Here is an 18418-nt window from a genome sequence, read left to right as displayed (position 1 = left end):
GGCGAGCGGCTGCCCGGGTTCATGGTGCCGTCGGTGTTCGTGGAGCTTGCCGCGCTGCCGCTCACCCCGAACGGCAAGATCGACCGCGCCGCACTCCGGGCGCTCGACGGCGTGACCCAGGTCGGAGCGGGGCAGGGATATGTCGCGCCCCGTAGCGAGACGGAGCGTGTCCTCGCGGAGATGTGGGCCGAGCTCCTGGGGGTGGAACGGGTCGGGGTCGACGACAACTTCTTCGACCTGGGCGGTCACTCACTGCTCGCCACGCAGGTGGTGTCCCGCATCCGGGCGGTGTTCGCGGTCGATCTGCCGCTGGCGTCGGTCTTCGACCGGCCCACGGTCGCGGCGATCGCCACGATCGTCGGAAGCGGTGCTGACGCGGAGGACACGGAGTACGAGGAGTTCGACCTCTAACATCCCGGGTCTCATCCTCAGGTAGGAGACCGCCCCTCCCTCGCACGAGGGAGGGGTGGTCTGCTTCGTCCCTCACGCGAGCACCGTGGAACGTCGCTCCTTGCCGTGACGACCCGTACCCCTCCTCTTCCGTAGCCTTCTTCCATGGAGAAGACGATCGATGGGTCGCAAGCCGTGATCGAGGTCAGGGACGTCTACAAGCGCTTCGGCAGCACACAGGCGCTGGACGGCATGTCGTTCGCCGTCAGACCGGGGCAGATCACGGGCTTCGTCGGTCCGAACGGCGCCGGGAAGTCCACGACGATGCGTGTCATCCTCGGCCTGGACAAGCCGGACAAGGGGAGTGCGCTGGTCGGCGGGCGCCCGTACCAGACGCTGCGCACGCCCCTCAAGCACGTCGGTGCGCTGCTCGACGCCGCCGCCGTGCAGCCGAGCCGGACCGCCCGCCATCACCTGCTGTGGCTGGCCCACTCGCAGGGGCTCGGCACCGCCGCGGTCGACGAGGTGATCCGCAGAGTCGGCCTCCAGGACGTGGCAGGGCGCAAGGCCGGCGGCTTCTCCCTGGGGATGCGGCAGCGGCTCGGCATCGCGGCCGCGCTGCTCGGAGACCCGCCCATGCTCATGCTGGACGAGCCGTTCAACGGCTTGGACCCCGAAGGCTTCATGTGGATGCGTGGCTTCCTGGCGTCGCTCGCCGAGCAGGGCAGGGCGGTGCTGGTGTCCAGTCACCTGATGAGTGAACTGCAGGACTCCGCCGATCACGTGATCGTCGTCGGGCGCGGCAAGGTCGTCGCCGACATGAGCGTGCGCGACCTGCTCGCCTCGGTGTCCGAGGGACGCGTCACCCTGCGCACCTCGGCTCGTACACAGGCGATGGCGGTGCTCGCGCAGGCGGGTGCGACGGTGAGCTCCACGGGCAGCGACACGATCAGCGTCACCGACCTGGCGGCCGAGGACGTCGTCTCCGTGCTCGGCGCGAACGCGGTGCCGTTCTCCGAGGTGTCCTCGCACCGCGCCTCCCTGGAAGAGGCGTACATGGAGCTCACCCGGGACTCCGTGCAGTACCGCGGCGTCGTCGCCAAGGAGGCCGGACGATGACCACGACCCTCTCGCCGCCACCTGCCACCGACCGGCCGGAACGGGGCGGCTTCGGCCGCGTGCTGCACGCGGAGTGGACCAAGTTCCGGACGGTGCGGGGCTGGGTGCTGAGCACGATCGGCGCGCTGGTGGTCGTCTGCCTGGTCGGACTGCTCGCCACGGCGTCGAGCAACGACGGCGGCCTCAACGCGTCGAAGCTGCCCGTCGGCCCCGGTGGCGAAGCGGTGAACGACGCCTTCTACTTCATGCACCAGCCGCTGAAGGGCGACGGCAGCATCACGGTGTCCGTGTCCTCGCTGACCGGTCAGGTCGCGGCGACGCCCACGGAGAACGAGCCCGGTCTCGCGCCCTGGGCCAAGGCCGGAATCATCGTGAAGGACTCCCTCGAACCGGGGTCGTCGTACGCGTCGATGATGGTCACCGGAGACCACGGCGTGCGGATGCAGTACGACTTTACGCACGACACGGCGGGGCTGCCCGGCGCGGCGTCGACGGACGCGCCGCGCTGGCTCCGGCTGGAGCGTTCCGGTGACACGATCACCGGCTACCAGTCGACGGACGGCAGCAAGTGGGCCGAGGTGGGCACCGCCCACCTCTCGGGACTCTCGGAGTCGCCGCAGGTCGGGCTGTTCGTCACCTCTCCGTCGGCGACGGAGGAGACCGGGACGGGCACAGGGTTCAACCCGGCCGTAGCCACCGGCACGTTCAGCGCCCCCTCCCTCAGCGGAGAGTGGAGCGGCGACGCCTGGCAGGACCGGCAGGTCAGCGACGGCGCCGGCACAAACGGCAGCTACAGCCAGTCGACGAAGGGCGAGGTGACCTCGTCCGGCGCGGGCTACACCATCACCGGGGCCGGTGACATCGCGCCGGTGGTCGGCGGACCGGCCGCGAGCGGCGTGCGCATCCTCTCGAACTTCCTCGTCGGTGCGTTCGCAGGGCTGATCATGATGGTGGTCGTGGCCGCGGGCTACGTGACCGTCGAGTACCGGCGAGGGCTGATCGGCGTCACCTTCGCGGCCAGTCCGCGCAGAGGCCGTGTGCTGGTGACGAAGGCCCTCGTGGTGGGCAGCGCGGCCTTCCTCGCCGGAGCGATCGCGGCCGCTGTCATGGTGCCCTTCGGTGCGGCACGGTCCCTCGCGAACGGCTTCCCCGTCCTGACGGTGCCGTCAGCCACCGAGCTGAGGGTCATCGTGGGAACGGGCCTGCTGCTCGCGGCTGCCAGCGTCTTCGCCCTGGCCGTCGGCGCGATCCTGCGGCGCAGCGCCGTGACCATCACCGTGGTGGTCGTCGGCATGGTGCTTCCCTACCTGCTCGCCACCGCGTCCGTCCTGCCCCCGGCGGCCTCGGACTGGCTCCTGAAGGTCACACCGGCCGCCGGGTTCGCCATCCAGCAGACCGTCACCCACTACGACCAGGTCGTCACCGTCTACTCGCCGGCGCACGGCTACTTCCCGCTGGCGCCGTGGGAGGGCTTCGCCGTCCTCTGCGCCTACGCCGCGGTCGCCTTCGGCGCCGCCCTGGTCCTGATCCGCCGGAGGGACGTATGAGATACGCGGGACGCTCGGAGTGGACGAAGCTGCGGACGGACTCCAGCAACGGCTGGCTGCTGCTCGGAGTCGTGGCCCTGACCCTGGCAGTCGGCGCCGCGGTGGCGATGACCGCCCGGTGTGACGCCATGGGCTGCGGAGAGGACGCCACGAAGCTCAGCCTCACCGGTGTGATGGTGGGCCAGGTCGTCGTCGCGATCGTCGCGGTGCTGATGGTCGGCAACGAGTACAGCACCGGCATGATGCACACCACGGTCGCCGCGGTACCGCGCCGGCTGACAGTCCTCTTCTCGAAGGCGGCCGTCCTCAGCGCGGTGATGCTGGTGGCAGGTGCCATCGGTGTCTTCGGGTCCCTGCTGATCGGCGGGATGGTGCAGCCGGGCCGGGGCTTCACCGAAGCGCACGGCTACGAGGCGATGTCACTGGCCGACTCGGAGACGCTGCGCGCCGCCGTGGGGTCCGTCCTCTACCTCGCCCTGATCGGGCTGCTCAGCCTCGGCATCGCACTGATCGTGCGGAGCTCGGCGACGGCCATCGGGATCGTTCTGGGACTGCTCTTCTTCTTCCCGATCCTCACCCAGGTGATCACGGACCCGGACTGGCAGCGGTTCCTCCAGCAGATCGCCCCCATGACGGCCGGCCTCTCCGTCCAGACGACCATCGGCGTCGACCAGCTCCCGATCGGTCCCTGGGAAGGTCTCGGCGTGGTCGCTCTGTGGGCCCTCGGCGCGCTTGCCGTCGGCGGCGCGATGCTGCGCTCGCGAGACGTATAAGCGAACCAGACTACCCGCTAATCCCCCGGGCGGGTAAGGCGGTCTCGTGTTCAACTGCGTGAAGGCGCCGGTTGAACACGAGGCCGCCATTTCTCTGTGCTTGGACTTATGGATGAGCAGGCACGGGTGTCGTACGCTGAGGGCGCCTAACAACGCAATATTGCGTTTCGCAGCATTCGGATGGACCGTCCTGGACGGTTCCTTCGATGCTGCGTGTGGCACGTCCGCTGTCGGCCTGCTTTCGGAGGTTCGGGTGAGGAAGTACTGCAAGTCGTACCCGCTGGGTGAATTGCGTGGCTTTCCCGGCTGGTCGGCCGGCGCGCATCCCGAGGAGCGCGATCTTGCCGATGAGACCACGGTGTTCCTCTGTGACGAATTCACGGTCATGCTCAGTCCTGTCGGTGTCGACAAGGACAAGCGACTCTTCACCGAGGACACTCCGGAGTGGCGCGAATTCTGCGAGACCACTCTGAAATTCGGCATTCCTGAGGACCTGGCATTCGCCTATGTCGAGTCCGAGCAGTCCTGAGCCGGCCGTTTCGATCGGAGAGATGAACCATGGATGAATTGACCGAGCGCCTGAGTGTGGAACAGAGTGTGGAGGTCGGCGGACCCGAGCCCACGCTTGAGGAACTGCACACGCGACTGACGGACATCGGGACCGTCTTCGTGAAGTTCACCGAGACCCGAGGTGGCACTGACCTGGGCATACGCCTGGACCGGGATGCTTCGGACCTCAGCGGCGCCGACTTCGACGCCCGTACCGGCACCGTGCACGTCGAGGGCACCCTGACGCTCAACGACGATGCGGTGCGCTGCATTGCCGATATCGATCTTGCCACCCTCAAGGGAACCGGTCGACTTGCGCTTGTAGAAATGACCGACGCCTGACGGCTTTCCATCCGGTGCTTCAGGGGCCGTGAGCCGATCCGCCACGCTACTCAAAAATATCGGATGTTGCTGATGACGAGGGCTGTGAGATCTGCGGACCCTGTGCGCTCTCCGGTCGGGAACACTCCGATCGTGGACGTTTCCCTAGAGGTGCACGGGACAATGCGGCGGCTGCGACTCAAGCTGGAATCCAAGAATCCTTTTGGTTCGTTGAAGGACCGCATCTCCGCCTCTTTGATCGACCATGTGGCCGACCGTATCGACAAGGAAATCGGCGTCATCGAGTCGACTTCGGGAAATCTTGGTGTCGCCATGTCGGCCGAATGTGCCGCACGGGGGATTCCTTTTACCGCCGTCGTCGATCCGCGGACCAGCGTTTTCTTCATCGACCGAATGCGTGGCCTCGGGGCCGAGGTGCGGGTGATTGACGAACCGGATGCCACCGGCGGATATTTATTGAATCGCATTCAATACGTCAGGGAACAGCTGAAGGTCCGTCCCGGCCTCGTCTGGACGAATCAGTACCGGAGCGAGGCGAACCCGAACGCCCACTTCGAAAGCACGGCGCCCGAACTCCTGCGTCAGGTGCCGGGTCCGGCGACGGTGCTGGTCCCCGTCTCCACGGGCGGCACGCTCGCCGGCCTGACCCGGTTCGCCGAGGCGACCGACGCGGACTGGCGCCTCATCGGTGTCGACGTGCACGGCTCCGCGGCGCTCGGTCGCACGTCCGGGCGGCGGCTCCTGTCCGGGATAGGCGCGAGCTGCCCGTCGAGCTTCCTGGACCCCACCACCGCAGCGGTGCAGTACGTCGATGTCGCCGAGGCGGTATCGGCCTGTCTGTGGCTGTCCGAGGAAGTCGGTATCGGTGTCGGGGGCAGTTCCGGGGCAACCGTGGCCGCCGCGCTGCGGATGTTCCGGCAGGACCCGGAGACCGAGGAACTGGTGTGCCTCTGCCCCGATGGGGCGGACCGCTACCGGACGACGATCTACCACGCCGACTGGCGGACCGCCCAGGGGATCACCACCGCCGGGATGGGCGGCGCCGTCGCATACAGCGGCCTGAGCGAGAGCGGAGAATGATGTCCACAGAGGCACGCGGGCTGCTGACGCTGTCCGAACTGACCAGGGGGGACCTGGAGGGCCTCGTGGCCAGGTCCCGAGAGCTCTTCCACGACCGGAAGGCGCACGACAGGCCGCTGCACGACAAGGTGGTGGGGGTTCTCTTCGCCAAACCGTCGACGCGGACCAGGACCGCTTTCACCAGCGGCATCGTGCGGCTCGGCGGATTCCCCGTCACGTACGGACCCAACGATCTGCAGACGGCGACGGGCGAATCGCTCAAGGATACCGGCCGCATCTTCGGTTCCATGCTGGACGCGCTCGTGGCGAGGACGTCCGGACCGCTCGGGGACCTGCGGGAAATGGCCGGGGCCGGCCGGCTCCCCGTCATCAACGCCATGGCCGCCGAGGAGCACCCGACCCAGGGCGTCTGCGACCTGGCGACGATGCTCATGGAGTTCGGGTCGCTCGAAGGTCTCTCCGTGCTCTATCTCGGCGAGGGCAACAACACCGCATCCGCCCTCGCCCATGGCATCTCCCACATCCCGCACTGTCACATCACCTTCGCCACCCCGCACGGCTACGGACTGGACCCCCACGTGCTGGACGAGGCCGCGAAGCGGGCGGCCGAATCGGGCGGCAGCGTACGCGAGGCCCACGGCACGGACGACCTGCCGGCGCATGTGGACGTCGTCTACACGACGCGCTGGCAGACGACCGGCACCGTCAAGGCGGACCCCGACTGGCGGGAGAAGTTCCGCCCGTTCCACATCGACGAGCAGCTCCTGCGGCGCTGGCCGGAGGCGAAGTTCATGCACGACCTGCCCGCGCACCGCGGCGAGGAGGTCTCCGGCGCGGTCCTCGACGGGCCGCGCTCGATCGCCTGGAAGCAGGCCGAGATGAAGCTGACCAGTGCCATGGCGGTACTGGAGTGGGTTGTGACCGGCAACCCGCGGCATTCGACACGTAGTTGACGCACCGCCGCAAACGGCTGCCCTTCTGTGCGGGCCCGTCTGTTTTCTGCGGCTGTCCAACCATTCGACATTACATTCTGGTCCGAATTCCCTGGAGGGCGGGGCACCGATGTCTGACGAGCAGCTGTTTTTGCGACCCAAGGTCATAGTGGAACCATTGGTGGACCGGTTCTACGTCTGGCCGCACACGCTGGCGCCCATTCAGGCCGCGATGAACCTGGCATTTCTTCAGGTGCCGCTCCTGGAGTCGTATCTCCAGTCACCGAAGGTCCACGTAGCGGCCAGCAGCAATCCCGAACTGCGAGGCGGCTACTTCATCAACATCGCGGAGGAACGCGCCGACGAGGTGCGCGATCTGCTGACCACCATCAAGCGTGAACGGGCGGGCATGCTCCGTTTCGCCGAGGCGATCGCCGAGGGCCAGGAACTGCTGCGCGCGAATGCCACCGGGTTCGACCTGACCCCGCTGTACTCGAAGCTGCCCCCGGAACTCGGGGGTCTGGTCGAGCTGGCCTACGACACCGACAACCAGGCGCAGATCCGCTTCATGGAATCGCTGGCCTACCACAGCGACATCTACGAGGAGGAACGCCAGTCGGTTCAGCTCTCCTTCGAGACGGGAATCGAGAGGCCGTTCATCCTCAGTACGCCGCGCCTGCCCTCGCCCGACGTGCTGGAACTGGATATTCCGTTCCGCCATGCCGGGCTCGAAGAGCTGTTCAAGGCCCGGGTACAGCCCACGACGCTCGCGAAACTCCGCGAGGCCCTCGAACTCGACGACGCCCAGACGAAGCACCTGTCCGGCATGCTGAGCGACCGGCCGAGCCTTGCGGAGGACCGGCACATCGACGCGGGCGGCCGTATCCGCTACTTCGGGCACGCCTGTCTGGTCCTCCAGACGCCCGAGGCCGCCGTCGTGACCGACCCGTTCATCAGCGCCGACAACACCGCCGGCGACCGGTACACCCTCGACGACCTGCCCGACTACATCGACCTCGTGCTGATCACGCACGGCCACCAGGACCACATCGTCCTGGAGACGCTGCTCCAGCTGCGGGGCCGTGTCGGCCGGATCGTCGTCCCCCGGTCCTCGCGCGGCAACCTCGCCGACCCGTCCATGGCGCTCATGCTCAAGCACCAGGGCTTCCCGGTCATCGAGGTCGACGACTTCGACGAGGTGGAGTTCCCCGGCGGCAAGATCACCGCGACGCCGTTCCTCGGCGAGCACTGTGACCTCGACATCCGCGGAAAGTCCACGTACTGGGCGGAGTTCGCAGGCAAGAAGGTCTTCATCGGCGCCGACTCCTCGGGCATCGACCCGATGCTGTACCGCTACGTCAAGCGTCACCTGGGCACCGCGGACATCGCCTTCCTCGGCATGGAGTGCGACGGCGCCCCGCTCACCTGGCTCTACCAGGCGCTGCTCACCAAGCCGGTGACGAAGAAGATGAGCAACTCCCGCAAGCTGTCCGGCTCCAACGCCGCCCAGGCCGCCGACATCATGGTCGAGCTCGGAGCCAAGGAGGCGTACGTCTACGCCATGGGCGAGGAGCCCTGGCTCGGACACGTCATGGCGACGACGTACACCGAGGACACGTTCCAGATCAAGCAGATCGACGAGTTCATGACCTGGTGCAAGGGCCGCGGCATCAAGGCAGGACACCTGTACGGCCAGCAGGAATGGCGCTGGTAGCCCAACGACAGGCAACTCAACGGCTCTTGAGGAGACAGCTTCATGACAGTGCAGGACATAGCACACGTCGAGTTGTACACGAGACACGCGCCGACGGCCGTCGATTACTTCGTCTCGGGAATGGGCTTCACGCGCGTCGCCGACTCCGTGGAGTCGGACCGGAGTTCCATCCTGCTGCGGCAGGGAGAGACCCGGCTGATCGTGACGTCGGGCCGGGGCACCACACGCTTCCTCGACCAGCACGGTGACGGAATCGTGGACATCGCGTTCACCTGTGACGACGTGGCGGCGACCCACGGCGCGGCGGTGGCTGCCGGCGCCGGCTCCCTGGGCCTCTCGCACGGCTGCCCGGTCGTCTCGGGCTTCGGGGACGTCACCCACACCCTGCTGCCGCACGCCACCGCGACGACGGGCGAAGCGCCGCCGGGCCGCCGATGGGTGAGCGCGCCGGAGCCGCAGGCCACGCCGGAGGGCCCGGTCCGGCTGCTCGACCACATCGCGGTCTGCGTCGAGGGACACAGGCTCACGGAGTACGCGGACTTCTACGAGAGCGCCTTCGGGATGTCCCGTTACTCCTCCGAGTACGTGGCGGTCGGAGAGCAGGCGATGGACTCGATCGTCGTCCGCAGCGACTCGGGGCGCGTCACCTTCACCCTGGTCGCCCCCGACCCATCGAAGGAACCGGGGCAGCTCGACGCGTTCCTCGACAGGAACGGCGGCTCCGGTGCCCAGCACCTCGCTTTCCTGGTGGACGAGATCATCCCCGCCGTGCAGCACATGCGCGAGGGCGGCACCCAGTTCCTCAGCACGCCCGACTCGTACTACGACGTGCTCGCCGAGCGGATCACCGGCATGCGCGAGGAGGTCGCGGAACTGCGGGCCGCCCAGGTGCTCGCCGACCGTGACGAGTGGGGCTACCTGCTGCAGCTGTTCAGCCGCTCGCCCTACGAGCGCAACACCTTGTTCTACGAGCTCATCCAGCGCCAGGGCTCACGTGGATTCGGCAGCGCCAACATCCGGGCCCTGTACGAAGCGGTCGAGCGAGACCGGCTGGCCGCGGGGTGAGCGGCCCGGCGGCGGACGGCGCCGCGCCGGGGCCGTACACCCTCGCAGACTACGCGGCCCTGGCCCGGGCGGGCATGGACCAGGGCGTGTGGGACTTCTGCGCGGGCGGCGCGGGGGAGGAACGGACCCTCGCCGCCAATGTGGAGGCGTACGGCCGCGTACGCTTCCGGCCGCGCGTGCTCACGGGCGCGGGGCTCCCCGATACCGCGACCCGGATTCTGGGGCGCACCTGGGCAGCGCCCGTGGGTATCGCCCCCCTCGCCTACCACACCCTGGCGGACCCGGCGGGCGAGGTCGCCACGGCGGGGGCCGCAGGCCGGGCCGGTCTGCCGTTCGTCGTGAGTACCTTCGCCGGGCGGACCTTCGAGGACATCGCGAGGGCCGCTGCGGCGCCGCTCTGGCTGCAGGTCTACTGCTTCCGGAACCGCGATGCGACAAGGGTCCTCGTCGAACGTGCCGAGCAGGCCGGCTTCGAGGCCCTGGTCCTGACAGCGGACGCGCCGCGGCTCGGCCGGCGGCTGCGTGACCTGCGCAACGGTTTCCGGCTGCCCGAGGGCATCGTGCCCGCCAACCTCACCGGTGCCGGTTTCGCCTCACCCGCGGATCACGCGCTGGCCGAGTTCGACGCCGCCCTGGACTGGGCGGTGATCGAATGGCTGCGCTCGATCAGCTCCCTGCCGGTGCTGGTCAAGGGCATCCTGACGCCCGCCGACGCACGGCAGGCGGTCGCGTCCGGTGCCGCGGGCATCGTCGTGTCCAACCACGGTGGCCGCCAACTGGACGGAGTCCCCGCCACGCTCGACGTACTGCCGGAGATCGCGGACGCGCTCCAGGGGGCGTGCCCGGTGCTCATCGACGGGGGCGTACGGCGCGGCTCGGACGTGCTGGCCGCGCTCGCACTCGGCGCCGACGGGGTGCTCCTCGGACGTCCGGTGCTGCACGGCCTGGCCGTCGGGGGCGAAGCGGGCGTCGAGCAGGTCCTCGGCACCGTCGTCGACGAACTCGCGGAGACGATGACGTTCACGGGCACAGCAGCCGTCGACCGGGCGAAGCCCCCGCTCGTCGGAGCGCCCGAGCCCGCCAGGCAGCTCCCCGAGCCGCCGCGGAGGCGGGCGGGTGCCTCCGGGCTCCGCAAGGAAGAGCTGCACAGCAGCGTCTCCGACCCGGTCCTCGACACGATGAACTTCCTCAACGAAGTCACCCATCGCTATCCCGACGCGGTCTCGTTCGCACCCGGCCGCCCCTACGACGGATTCTTCGACACCGAGGACGTCTTCACGTACCTGCGCCGCTACCTGGACCACCTGGCGGCGGAAGGTGCCACCCCCGAGCAGGTACGCTCCGCGCTCTTCCAGTACGGCCCGACCGCCGGCCAGATCCGGGAGCTCGTCGCGGACTCGCTTCGCAAGGACGAGGGAATCGATGTGCCGCCGGCTTCGGTGGTCGTGACCGTGGGCTGCCAGGAGGCGATGTTCCTCGCCGTCCGCGCCCTCATCTCGGGCCCCGACGACGTGCTGCTCGTGTCCAGTCCGTGCTACGTGGGCATCACCGGCGCCGCACGGCTCCTCGACGTCGAGGTGAGGGCGGTCGAGGAGAACGAGAAGGGCTTCGACTGCGCCGACCTGGAGGCCGCACTCCTCGCGGAGCGGGCTCGTGGCAGACGGCCACGCGCGTTCTACGTGATCCCCGACCATTCCAACCCCTCCGGTACGACGATGCCGCTGCCCGCCCGCCTGGAACTGCTCGACATGGCGGAGCGGCACGACATCCTGATCCTGGAGGACAGCCCGTACCGGATGGTCAGCCCCGGCGAACAGTTGCCGACGCTCAAGTCCCTGGACCGCGGACGCAGGGTCGTGCACCTGGGTTCGTACTCCAAGACGCTCTTCCCCGGCACCCGGGTGGGCTTCGTCGTCGCGGACCAGCCCGTCGTCGACGACGCGGGGAACACCGGACTGCTCGCGGACGAACTCGCCCGGATCAAGAGCATGCTGACGGTGAACACCTCGCCGGTGAGCCAGGCGGTCACGGCCGGCATGCTGCTCTCCGTCGACGGGCGGACCTCGGAGCTCAACACCCGTACAGCGGCGTACTACGGAGACGCCATGCGGGTCACCCTCCGGGAACTCGAACGATGCTTCCCCGAGGACGAGCGCAGTGCGCTCGGCATCAGCTGGAACGAGCCCGGCGGAGGCTTCTTCCTCGCCGTCACGGTCCCGTTCCGTGCGGACAACGCCGCACTGGAGCGCTCCGCAGAGGACTTCGGGGTCATCTGGACGCCCATGTCCTACTTCTATCCCCAGGGCGGAGGCGAGTCGAGTCTGCGGCTGTCCGTCAGTTACCTGAGCCATGCGGAGATCGCGGACGGCGTCGAACGCCTGGCGCGCTTCGTACGGGCGCAGGCGCCCCGGCGGCTCCCGGCTCCCTCGGACACAGCTCCGAGCACTGACTACTGATCCGACGACAACTCACCGAAAGGTAAGCGGTGTTTGCAGTGAAGATCCTTATTCGCAGTAAGACCCGTATGTGGGGGTGGACATTCCGATGACTGCAGGAACCATCATGCCCGGGATCGACGTCATGGGCGCACCGGCACCGGATACGAAGGGCACCGTCGGTGCCGCACGGATCGTCGGGGTCGGCACCGCGAACAGCGCACACTCGTACTCGCAGCGCGAGTTACTCGATCACTTCGGCATCGAGGATCCGAAGGTCCGGTCGGTCTTCCTCAACAGCGCCATCGACCGGCGCTACCTCTCCGTCCCCGAACTGGACCCCGACGGAGCCCTGATCGAGGAGAGCCAGGGCGAACTGCTCGCCAAGCACCGGAGGCTCGCGCTCGACATGGGCGCCCGGGCCGTGCGTGCCTGCCTGGACAACTCCGGAATCGACCTGGCGGACATCGACTACCTCTGCTGCGTGACCACCACCGGGTTCCTCACCCCGGGGCTCAGCGCGCTGCTCATCCGCGAGATGGGAATCTCGCCGCGTACCAGCCGGGTCGACGTGGTGGGAATGGGCTGCAACGCCGGTCTCAACGCCCTCAACGCCGTCGCCGGCTGGTCCGTCGCCAACCCGGGCAAGGTCGCCGTCGCGCTCTGCGTGGAGGCGTGCTCGGCCGCGTACGTCATCGACTCGACCCTGCGCACCGCCGTGGTGAACAGCCTCTTTGGGGACGGTGCGGCCGCGGTCGCCCTGGTCACCGACACCCAGGACACCGCCCACGGCGCGCCCGAAGCGCCGAGCGGGTCCGGCAGCCCCCGCATCCTCTCCTTCGCCAGTCATCTCATCACCGACGCCATCGACGCGATGCGCTTCGACTGGGACGACTCGCAGGGCAAGTTCAGCTTCTTCCTGGACCCACAGGTCCCGTACGTGGTGGGCGCCCACGCGGAGCAGATCATCGACCGCCTGCTGGACGGCGCGGGACTGCGCCGCAGCGACATCAGTCAGTGGCTGGTGCACTCGGGGGGCAAGAAGGTCATCGACGCGGTCCGGGTCAACCTGGGCCTGACCCGGCACGACGTGCGGCACACGACCGGTGTACTGCGTGACTACGGCAATCTGTCGAGCGGCTCCTTCCTGTTCTCCTACGAACGGCTGCTCCAGGAACGCGTGACCCGGGCCGGGGACTACGGCGTCCTGATGGTCATGGGCCCCGGTTCCACCATCGAGGCTGCCCTGGTGCAGTGGTGACGGAGACGAAGATGAGTAACGCTACGAAGCACTCGGACACCACCGCCCCCCTCGCGGAGGCGCCGGATCACGTCCTGCTGCGCGTCGACGGACGGCAGGCCCTGTCCACGGAGACCGTCGCGGCCGTCGCCGCGGCCTGTGACCGGGCCGAGGACCAGGGCGGGCGCGCCAAGGTGATCGTGCACGTGTCCGGCGAGCCCGAAGGGCCCCGGGCGCGCGACCTGACCGTGTCGCTGGTCAACAAGTGGGAGCAGGCGCTGCGCCGCATGGAGCGGCTTCCGGCGACCACCATCGCGGTCGCCGCCGGCGACTGCGGGGGAGTGGCCCTGGACGCGTTCCTCGCTGCTGACTACCGCATCGCGACGCGTTCGGTACGCCTGATGGTGCCGGTTGAAGACGGTGCGACCTGGCCGGGCATGGCGCTCTACCGGCTCGCGAAGCACGGGTCGAACGCCGCCGCGATCCGCCGGGCGGTGCTGTTCGGCACCCCCGTCGAAGCGGCGGACGGGCTGGCCCTGAACCTCGTGGACGAGGTGGTCGACGACCCGGCGAAGGCCGTGGCCATCGCAGCGGAGCGGGCGGGCGCCGTCGCCGGAGCCGAACTGGCGATCCGGCGCCAGCTGTTGCTCGACGCTCCCACGACGAGCTTCGAGGAGGCCCTGGGCGTCCACCTCGCGGCGTGCGACCGTGCTCTGCGCCGTGCCGCAGGAGCGGGAGACCGGTCGTGAACGTCACCGAACCCGTACAGGGAGACGAGCACGACGAGCTCGGGGCCGTGTGCGGCGAGCTGGCGCACGCGCGCGTCGCCCTCGCCAAGGCGGCCGCCCGCACCGACGACCTCATCGCGGCCCTGCCCGATCCGGCGCTGCGCTCACCCGCGCAGCGTGCGGATGCAGCGGCTGCGAGGGACGGGGCCCGGGCCCTGCGCGCCGCGTTCCTGGGCGTGCACGCCGACGCCGTGTACGACGAGCTCACCGCGGACCGCACCCGCTACGTGCGGGTCGCCGAGCTGGCCGACGGCGCCGCGATGGCCTTTCCCGGTCTGGTGCCGACCCCCGAGCAGCTGGCGACGGAGCGCTCGCGGCCGCAGGCCGACAAGGAAGGGGACGAGATCGACCAGGGCCTCTTCTTCCGGGGGGTTCTGCGATCGCCGACGGCGGGCCCGCACCTGCTCGACGCGATGCTCCGCCCCACCCCACGGGCCCTCGGCCTGTTGCCGGAGTTCCTGCGCACCGGCAAGGCGGACCTGGGCTCGGTGCGCATGGAGCGGGTGGCGGGAGCGGCACGCCTGACGATGTGCCGCGACGACTGTCTGAACGCGGAGGACAACCAGCAGATCGACGACATGGAGACGGCCGTCGATCTCGCGCTCCTCGACCCCGCGGTGGAGGTCTGTCTGCTGCGCGGCGGGGAGATGACGCATCCCCGGTACCGGGGCAGACGTGTCTTCAGCGCAGGGGTGAATCTCAAGTCCCTCCACGGAGGCGGGATTTCGCTGGTCGACTTTCTGCTGAGACGTGAGCTCGGGTATATTCATAAGATTTTTCGCGGTGTCCTGACCGAGAACGCTCCGGGAGGGCTGCCGGCGACGGTGGAGAAGCCCTGGGTGGCTGCGGTGGACACCTTCGCCATCGGCGGCGGTGCCCAGATCCTCCTGGTGTTCGACTACGTACTCGCCGCATCGGACGCCTATGTCAGCCTTCCGGCCGCCAAGGAGGGCATCATCCCGGGGGCCTCCAACTTCCGCCTCGGGCGGGCCGTCGGCCCGCGCCTGGCCCGCCAGATGATCCTCGGCGGCCGTCGGCTGCGGGCGAGCGAGCCGGAGGCCGGGCTCGTTTTCGACGAGGTGCACGAGAGCGAGGCACTGGACGAGGCCGTCGAGAGGGCGCTCGCGCGGCTGCGTGGTTCAGCGGTGCTCGCCAACCGGCGCATGCTGAACCTGGCGGAGGAATCTCAGGTCGAATTCCAGACGTATATGGCCGAGTTCGCGTTCCAGCAGTCGCTTCGCCTCTACAGCCCCGACGTGATCGACAAAGTCGGACGGTTCGCCGCATCGGGCTGAGGGATGGAGCGGGTGTTCGAATGGCGCGAAGCCGCAGTTGAACACTGTTGCCATCCGGCCTCTATCGCCTCGGTCTACGGTGCGCTCCGCGGGAGACGCCGTAGACCGGGGGCGGAGGCGTCCGGACTGCGCGCTCCGGAGTCCCGGGCGCGCCTGCGGCCTCCCGGCGTACTGGCCGGTTCTGTTCCATCACGCCTGGTGGGGCGGCGGTCGCGGCGCCTGCCGGGTCACCTGTCCGCGCACCGGTGGAGCGCCGGCTCCCTCCGGCCCCGGAGGCAGTCGCAGATGATGAATGCAGGGAAACTTACACCTCACGAAATGTTGAATCCGAAGCGCTGTAACGCCTGACCAGGGCGCATCTGCAATATCCTGTTACGCGTCCATAAGGCGGCTTTGCCAAGGGTGCTGGGAGGCCCGCAGAAATAGAATCAAGGATTCCGGTAGGCGGAGTTGTGGTTCCGACGGCGTTCCGTCCTCGCGCCGTGCGGCGCGCTGTCTTGTTCAGTGTGTGGGCAATGTTGATCCATTCGGTAGACACGGCGGGGGCGGAAAAGTGACGATGGTAGCGAACGACACGGCAGACAGGAGCGTTGCGGGGGGCCGAGATCGTGGTGCTCTGCTGCCCTCCCGTACGTCCCCGGCACGGGATGGTGCTGCACGTCGGGACGTCGGGGGCGAAGTCGGGAAAGGTAAGTCAGGTAGCTCGGCGAACAGCATTTGGATTGCCTTTCGGGTTGACTCGAATGGCACATTCTGAATCGGAACCGGATTAGGTGAATGCCTTGATTCAGTCAGTTCGCACGCTCGAATCAGAATCGGACAACCTCGCTGTTGGGGGAGACGGCGCCTCATGGAACCCCGTGGCTCGCCACGGAAATGTTACCCTGATCTCGATAGCGTTACTCCTGCCCGGAGAATCTCCGCGTTCGGAGGGGCCGGACGAAGAGCACATAGCTAGACTCGCCGAAATCGACACTCCGATCCCGGCAATTCTCGTGGACCGTCGCACCATGCGCGTGATCGACGGGATGCACAGACTCATGGCGGCGAAACTAAGAGGCCAGGAGACAATAGAAGTCGAACTTTTCGACGGAACGTCGGAAGAAGCATTCCTGCGTGCGGTCGAAGTAAACGTCTCCCACGGTCTTCCGCTGTCATTGGCCGACCGGCGGGCTGCGGCTGGCCGGATCATCGCCTCGCACCCGCAGATGTCGGACCGGGCGATCGCGCGTGCGGCCGGCCTCGGAGCCAAGGCTGTCGCGGCGATTCGGCGCCGTACGGTCGGCGTGGTGCCCCAGCTCGGCGCCCGCATCGGCAGGGACGGCAAGTCGCGTCCGCTCAACAGCGTGGACGGCCGGCTGAGGGCGGCCGAACTGATAGCCGAACGCCCCGAGGCGTCGTTGCGCGAGGTGGCGCGTCTCGCCGGCATCTCTCCGGCGACCGTCAGCGATGTCCGCAAGAGGCTCGAGTCGGGACAGGCGCCGGTGGTCGAGCCGGCCCGGGCCCCCGAGACGCCCACGGACGCGCCCGCCGTGGCCGACATCGGCGACCGGCGGGTCGAGCACAAGAGGAATCAGCTCCAGGCCGACCCTTCCGCCGCCCTGGAAAAGCTGCTGAGGGATCCCTCGCTGCGGCACAAGGAGGAAGGGCGGCAGCTGCTCCGGCTGCTGCAGCAGAACGCGGTGGTGACGCGGGCGTGCGAGGACCTGATGGCTGCCGTGCCGAGCCACTGCGGAACGCTGGTACTGGACCTGGCCCGGTACTACGCCGGGACCTGGATGGACTTCGCGAAGCAGCTGGACGAGCGCGTACGGATGGAGAACCGGCGCGGAGCTGGTGAGTGATGTGCTGATGGCCGCGACGTGACCGACCCGACGATGTTCGAAGCCGTGCGACAGGAAATCGCCTACGCGTTCGACAGCACTGCGTTCTTCCGTAAGCACATGGAGGCCCATGGTCTCCGGCCGGAGGACATCAAGGACGCGGAGGATTTCCTGCGGATTCCGCCGACGTCGAAGCCGGACTATCGGCGCAACTTCCCGGCAGGTGTGCTGGCCAAGCAGTACACCCTCAACTCGCCCCATGTCATGCGGTTCCAGAGTTCCGGGACGTCCGGCGATCGCCTCAACAGCGCCATCCTCTCCTACGATCTGGCGCGGAGGCAGGCGACGGCACTCGCGGTCAACCGTCGCTTCGATGATCTCTGGCGTCCCGGCAGCAGGCCCAGGACGTGCCGGTTCGCACCACCGAACTGCTCGGACGTGGAGTGCGCGACAGGACTGTCGACCCTGGAGGACCGGACGCTTCCGGACGGCACCGTGGTGCTGTCCGTGGCCCACGACCTGCTGGCCACACCGGAGTGGCAGATCGTCAAGGCACTGGACGAACTCGACATCTGTCAGCCCGACCTGCTGCTGGTGGACTCCACGCACTTCGCCTTCCTGGCCAGGTGGGCGCGGCGGCTCGGACGGCGGATCACCTCGCCGCGCACCTTGCACATGGTGAGCGGCTACACCCTCATGACCCGTGTGGCCCGTCGTGAGATCGACGAGTTCATGGGTGCGGACATGCCGGTCGGCGACATGATCGGCATGTCCGAGCTGGGGTATCTGGGTTTCGAATGTCACGAGGGACGCCGGCACATCAACAACCGGGACTTCTACGTGGAGTTCGTCCAGGACGGCAGGCCCGTCGAGGACGGCATGATGGGCGAGCTGTACGTCACCACGGTGGATGACGGCCTGGTCCCGCGCATTCGTTACGCCACCGGGGACTACTTCACCCCCTCGGGGAACTCGTGCGACTGCGGCAGCGATCTGCCACTGGTGCGTATCGAAGGCCGGGCCACCCAGATGGTGCGACTGCGAGACGGCCGCTTCGTCTCGCCGGGCGCTGTGGACGCCGTGGTCGGCGACGCACCCTGGATGGACCTCTACAGGCTGGAGCAGGACCTGACCGGTGCGTGCACCTTCCGGTACGTCGCCAACTCCGAGGAACGGGCGGGCGACGCCACGGCGCTCGAACTCCGCCTGACCGAGGCCCTGGAACCGAACCGCGTCCGCGTCGAGGCGGTCGACTACATCGCCTGCGAACGGAGCGGGAAGTTCCAGGCATGCGTGTCCCACCTCTCCGCAGAAGGCGCGTACTGA

The 18418-nt window shown here is 68.3% G+C and carries 16 protein-coding genes and 1 pseudogene; all 17 read left to right on the top strand.

The features are described from left to right. The coding region (locus tag ACFWSK_RS25155; RefSeq protein ID WP_383790285.1) for a phosphopantetheine-binding protein at positions 1 to 411 on the top strand (411 nt) is incomplete at its 5' end. A gap of 144 nt (positions 412 to 555) precedes the next feature. Continuing rightward, positions 556 to 1509: an ATP-binding cassette domain-containing protein gene (locus tag ACFWSK_RS25150; RefSeq protein ID WP_383790282.1), complete on the top strand. Its 954-nt coding sequence runs from the start codon at positions 556 to 558 to the stop codon at positions 1507 to 1509. Beyond that, complete coding sequence (locus tag ACFWSK_RS25145; RefSeq protein WP_383790279.1) at positions 1506 to 3056, top strand: ABC transporter permease subunit; 1551 nt, start codon at positions 1506 to 1508, stop codon at positions 3054 to 3056. Before ACFWSK_RS25150 ends, ACFWSK_RS25145 begins: the two co-directional genes overlap by 4 nt. Next, a complete protein-coding gene (locus ACFWSK_RS25140) occupies positions 3053 to 3829 on the top strand; it encodes an ABC transporter permease (protein WP_383790276.1) in 777 nt (258 codons plus the stop codon). The genes ACFWSK_RS25145 and ACFWSK_RS25140 overlap by 4 nt, the downstream gene beginning before the upstream one ends. Positions 3830 to 3989: 160 nt before the next feature. Continuing rightward, entirely contained in the window at positions 3990 to 4358 is a 369-nt protein-coding gene (locus ACFWSK_RS25135; protein WP_383790274.1) for a hypothetical protein, read from the top strand. A 29-nt stretch (positions 4359 to 4387) separates the two neighbouring features. Next, positions 4388 to 4720, top strand: coding sequence for a hypothetical protein (locus tag ACFWSK_RS25130; RefSeq protein WP_383790272.1), 333 nt, complete (start codon positions 4388 to 4390; stop codon positions 4718 to 4720). A gap of 63 nt (positions 4721 to 4783) precedes the next feature. After that, a complete protein-coding gene (locus ACFWSK_RS25125; RefSeq protein WP_383790270.1) occupies positions 4784 to 5800 on the top strand; it encodes a pyridoxal-phosphate dependent enzyme in 1017 nt (338 codons plus the stop codon). Then, on the top strand, positions 5797 to 6753 hold the full coding sequence (locus ACFWSK_RS25120; RefSeq protein ID WP_383790268.1) for an ornithine carbamoyltransferase: 957 nt from the start codon (positions 5797 to 5799) through the stop codon (positions 6751 to 6753). The genes ACFWSK_RS25125 and ACFWSK_RS25120 overlap by 4 nt, the downstream gene beginning before the upstream one ends. Before the next feature lie 109 nt (positions 6754 to 6862). Beyond that, a complete protein-coding gene (locus tag ACFWSK_RS25115; RefSeq protein ID WP_383790265.1) occupies positions 6863 to 8446 on the top strand; it encodes an MBL fold metallo-hydrolase in 1584 nt (527 codons plus the stop codon). A 42-nt stretch (positions 8447 to 8488) separates the two neighbouring features. Next, positions 8489 to 9511 carry a 4-hydroxyphenylpyruvate dioxygenase gene (gene hppD / locus ACFWSK_RS25110; RefSeq protein ID WP_383790263.1) on the top strand — a complete coding sequence of 341 codons (1023 nt, stop codon included), beginning with the start codon at positions 8489 to 8491 and terminating at the stop codon, positions 9509 to 9511. A gap of 74 nt (positions 9512 to 9585) precedes the next feature. Further along, positions 9586 to 10557, top strand: a pseudogene (locus ACFWSK_RS25105) (alpha-hydroxy acid oxidase); the annotation flags it as partial. Between the two features lie 132 nt (positions 10558 to 10689). Beyond that, the gene (locus tag ACFWSK_RS25100; protein ID WP_383790305.1) at positions 10690 to 11967 is read left to right on the top strand and encodes a PLP-dependent aminotransferase family protein; all 1278 of its coding nucleotides are present in this window, start codon (positions 10690 to 10692) and stop codon (positions 11965 to 11967) included. Between the two features lie 124 nt (positions 11968 to 12091). Then, positions 12092 to 13207, top strand: a complete 1116-nt coding sequence (gene dpgA, locus ACFWSK_RS25095; protein WP_383790302.1) for a 3,5-dihydroxyphenylacetyl-CoA synthase DpgA — start codon at positions 12092 to 12094, stop codon at positions 13205 to 13207. Positions 13208 to 13218: 11 nt separating this feature from the next. Continuing rightward, the gene (gene dpgB / locus ACFWSK_RS25090; RefSeq protein WP_383790260.1) at positions 13219 to 13935 is read left to right on the top strand and encodes an enoyl-CoA-hydratase DpgB; all 717 of its coding nucleotides are present in this window, start codon (positions 13219 to 13221) and stop codon (positions 13933 to 13935) included. A 47-nt stretch (positions 13936 to 13982) separates the two neighbouring features. Continuing rightward, positions 13983 to 15269 (top strand): (3,5-dihydroxyphenyl)acetyl-CoA 1,2-dioxygenase DpgC, encoded by a 1287-nt coding sequence (gene dpgC / locus ACFWSK_RS25085; RefSeq protein WP_383790299.1) that lies wholly within the window; start codon positions 13983 to 13985, stop codon positions 15267 to 15269. Positions 15270 to 16279: 1010 nt separating this feature from the next. Beyond that, positions 16280 to 17113, top strand: a complete 834-nt coding sequence (locus ACFWSK_RS25080) for a transcriptional regulator (protein WP_383790257.1) — start codon at positions 16280 to 16282, stop codon at positions 17111 to 17113. Between the two features lie 45 nt (positions 17114 to 17158). Then, positions 17159 to 18418, top strand: a complete 1260-nt coding sequence (locus ACFWSK_RS25075; RefSeq protein WP_383790254.1) for a phenylacetate--CoA ligase family protein — start codon at positions 17159 to 17161, stop codon at positions 18416 to 18418.

The organism is Streptomyces sp. NPDC058620 (assembly GCF_042717135.1).
Classification (GTDB): domain Bacteria; phylum Actinomycetota; class Actinomycetes; order Streptomycetales; family Streptomycetaceae; genus Streptomyces.
Note: the sequence above shows the minus strand (reverse complement) of the source record. Positions and strands in the feature narration are given on the sequence as shown.

Coding starts and splice junctions, on each gene's coding strand:
- dpgB (WP_383790260.1), top strand. CDS start 13,219: ATGAGTAACGCTACGAAGCACTCGGACACCACCGCCCCCCTCGCGGAG.
- ACFWSK_RS25140 (WP_383790276.1), top strand. CDS start 3,053: ATGAGATACGCGGGACGCTCGGAGTGGACGAAGCTGCGGACGGACTCC.
- ACFWSK_RS25130 (WP_383790272.1), top strand. CDS start 4,388: ATGGATGAATTGACCGAGCGCCTGAGTGTGGAACAGAGTGTGGAGGTC.
- ACFWSK_RS25150 (WP_383790282.1), top strand. CDS start 556: ATGGAGAAGACGATCGATGGGTCGCAAGCCGTGATCGAGGTCAGGGAC.
- ACFWSK_RS25125 (WP_383790270.1), top strand. CDS start 4,784: ATGTTGCTGATGACGAGGGCTGTGAGATCTGCGGACCCTGTGCGCTCT.
- ACFWSK_RS25100 (WP_383790305.1), top strand. CDS start 10,690: ATGAACTTCCTCAACGAAGTCACCCATCGCTATCCCGACGCGGTCTCG.
- ACFWSK_RS25120 (WP_383790268.1), top strand. CDS start 5,797: ATGATGTCCACAGAGGCACGCGGGCTGCTGACGCTGTCCGAACTGACC.
- hppD (WP_383790263.1), top strand. CDS start 8,489: ATGACAGTGCAGGACATAGCACACGTCGAGTTGTACACGAGACACGCG.
- ACFWSK_RS25080 (WP_383790257.1), top strand. CDS start 16,280: ATGCGCGTGATCGACGGGATGCACAGACTCATGGCGGCGAAACTAAGA.
- ACFWSK_RS25115 (WP_383790265.1), top strand. CDS start 6,863: ATGTCTGACGAGCAGCTGTTTTTGCGACCCAAGGTCATAGTGGAACCA.
- dpgA (WP_383790302.1), top strand. CDS start 12,092: ATGGGCGCACCGGCACCGGATACGAAGGGCACCGTCGGTGCCGCACGG.
- ACFWSK_RS25145 (WP_383790279.1), top strand. CDS start 1,506: ATGACCACGACCCTCTCGCCGCCACCTGCCACCGACCGGCCGGAACGG.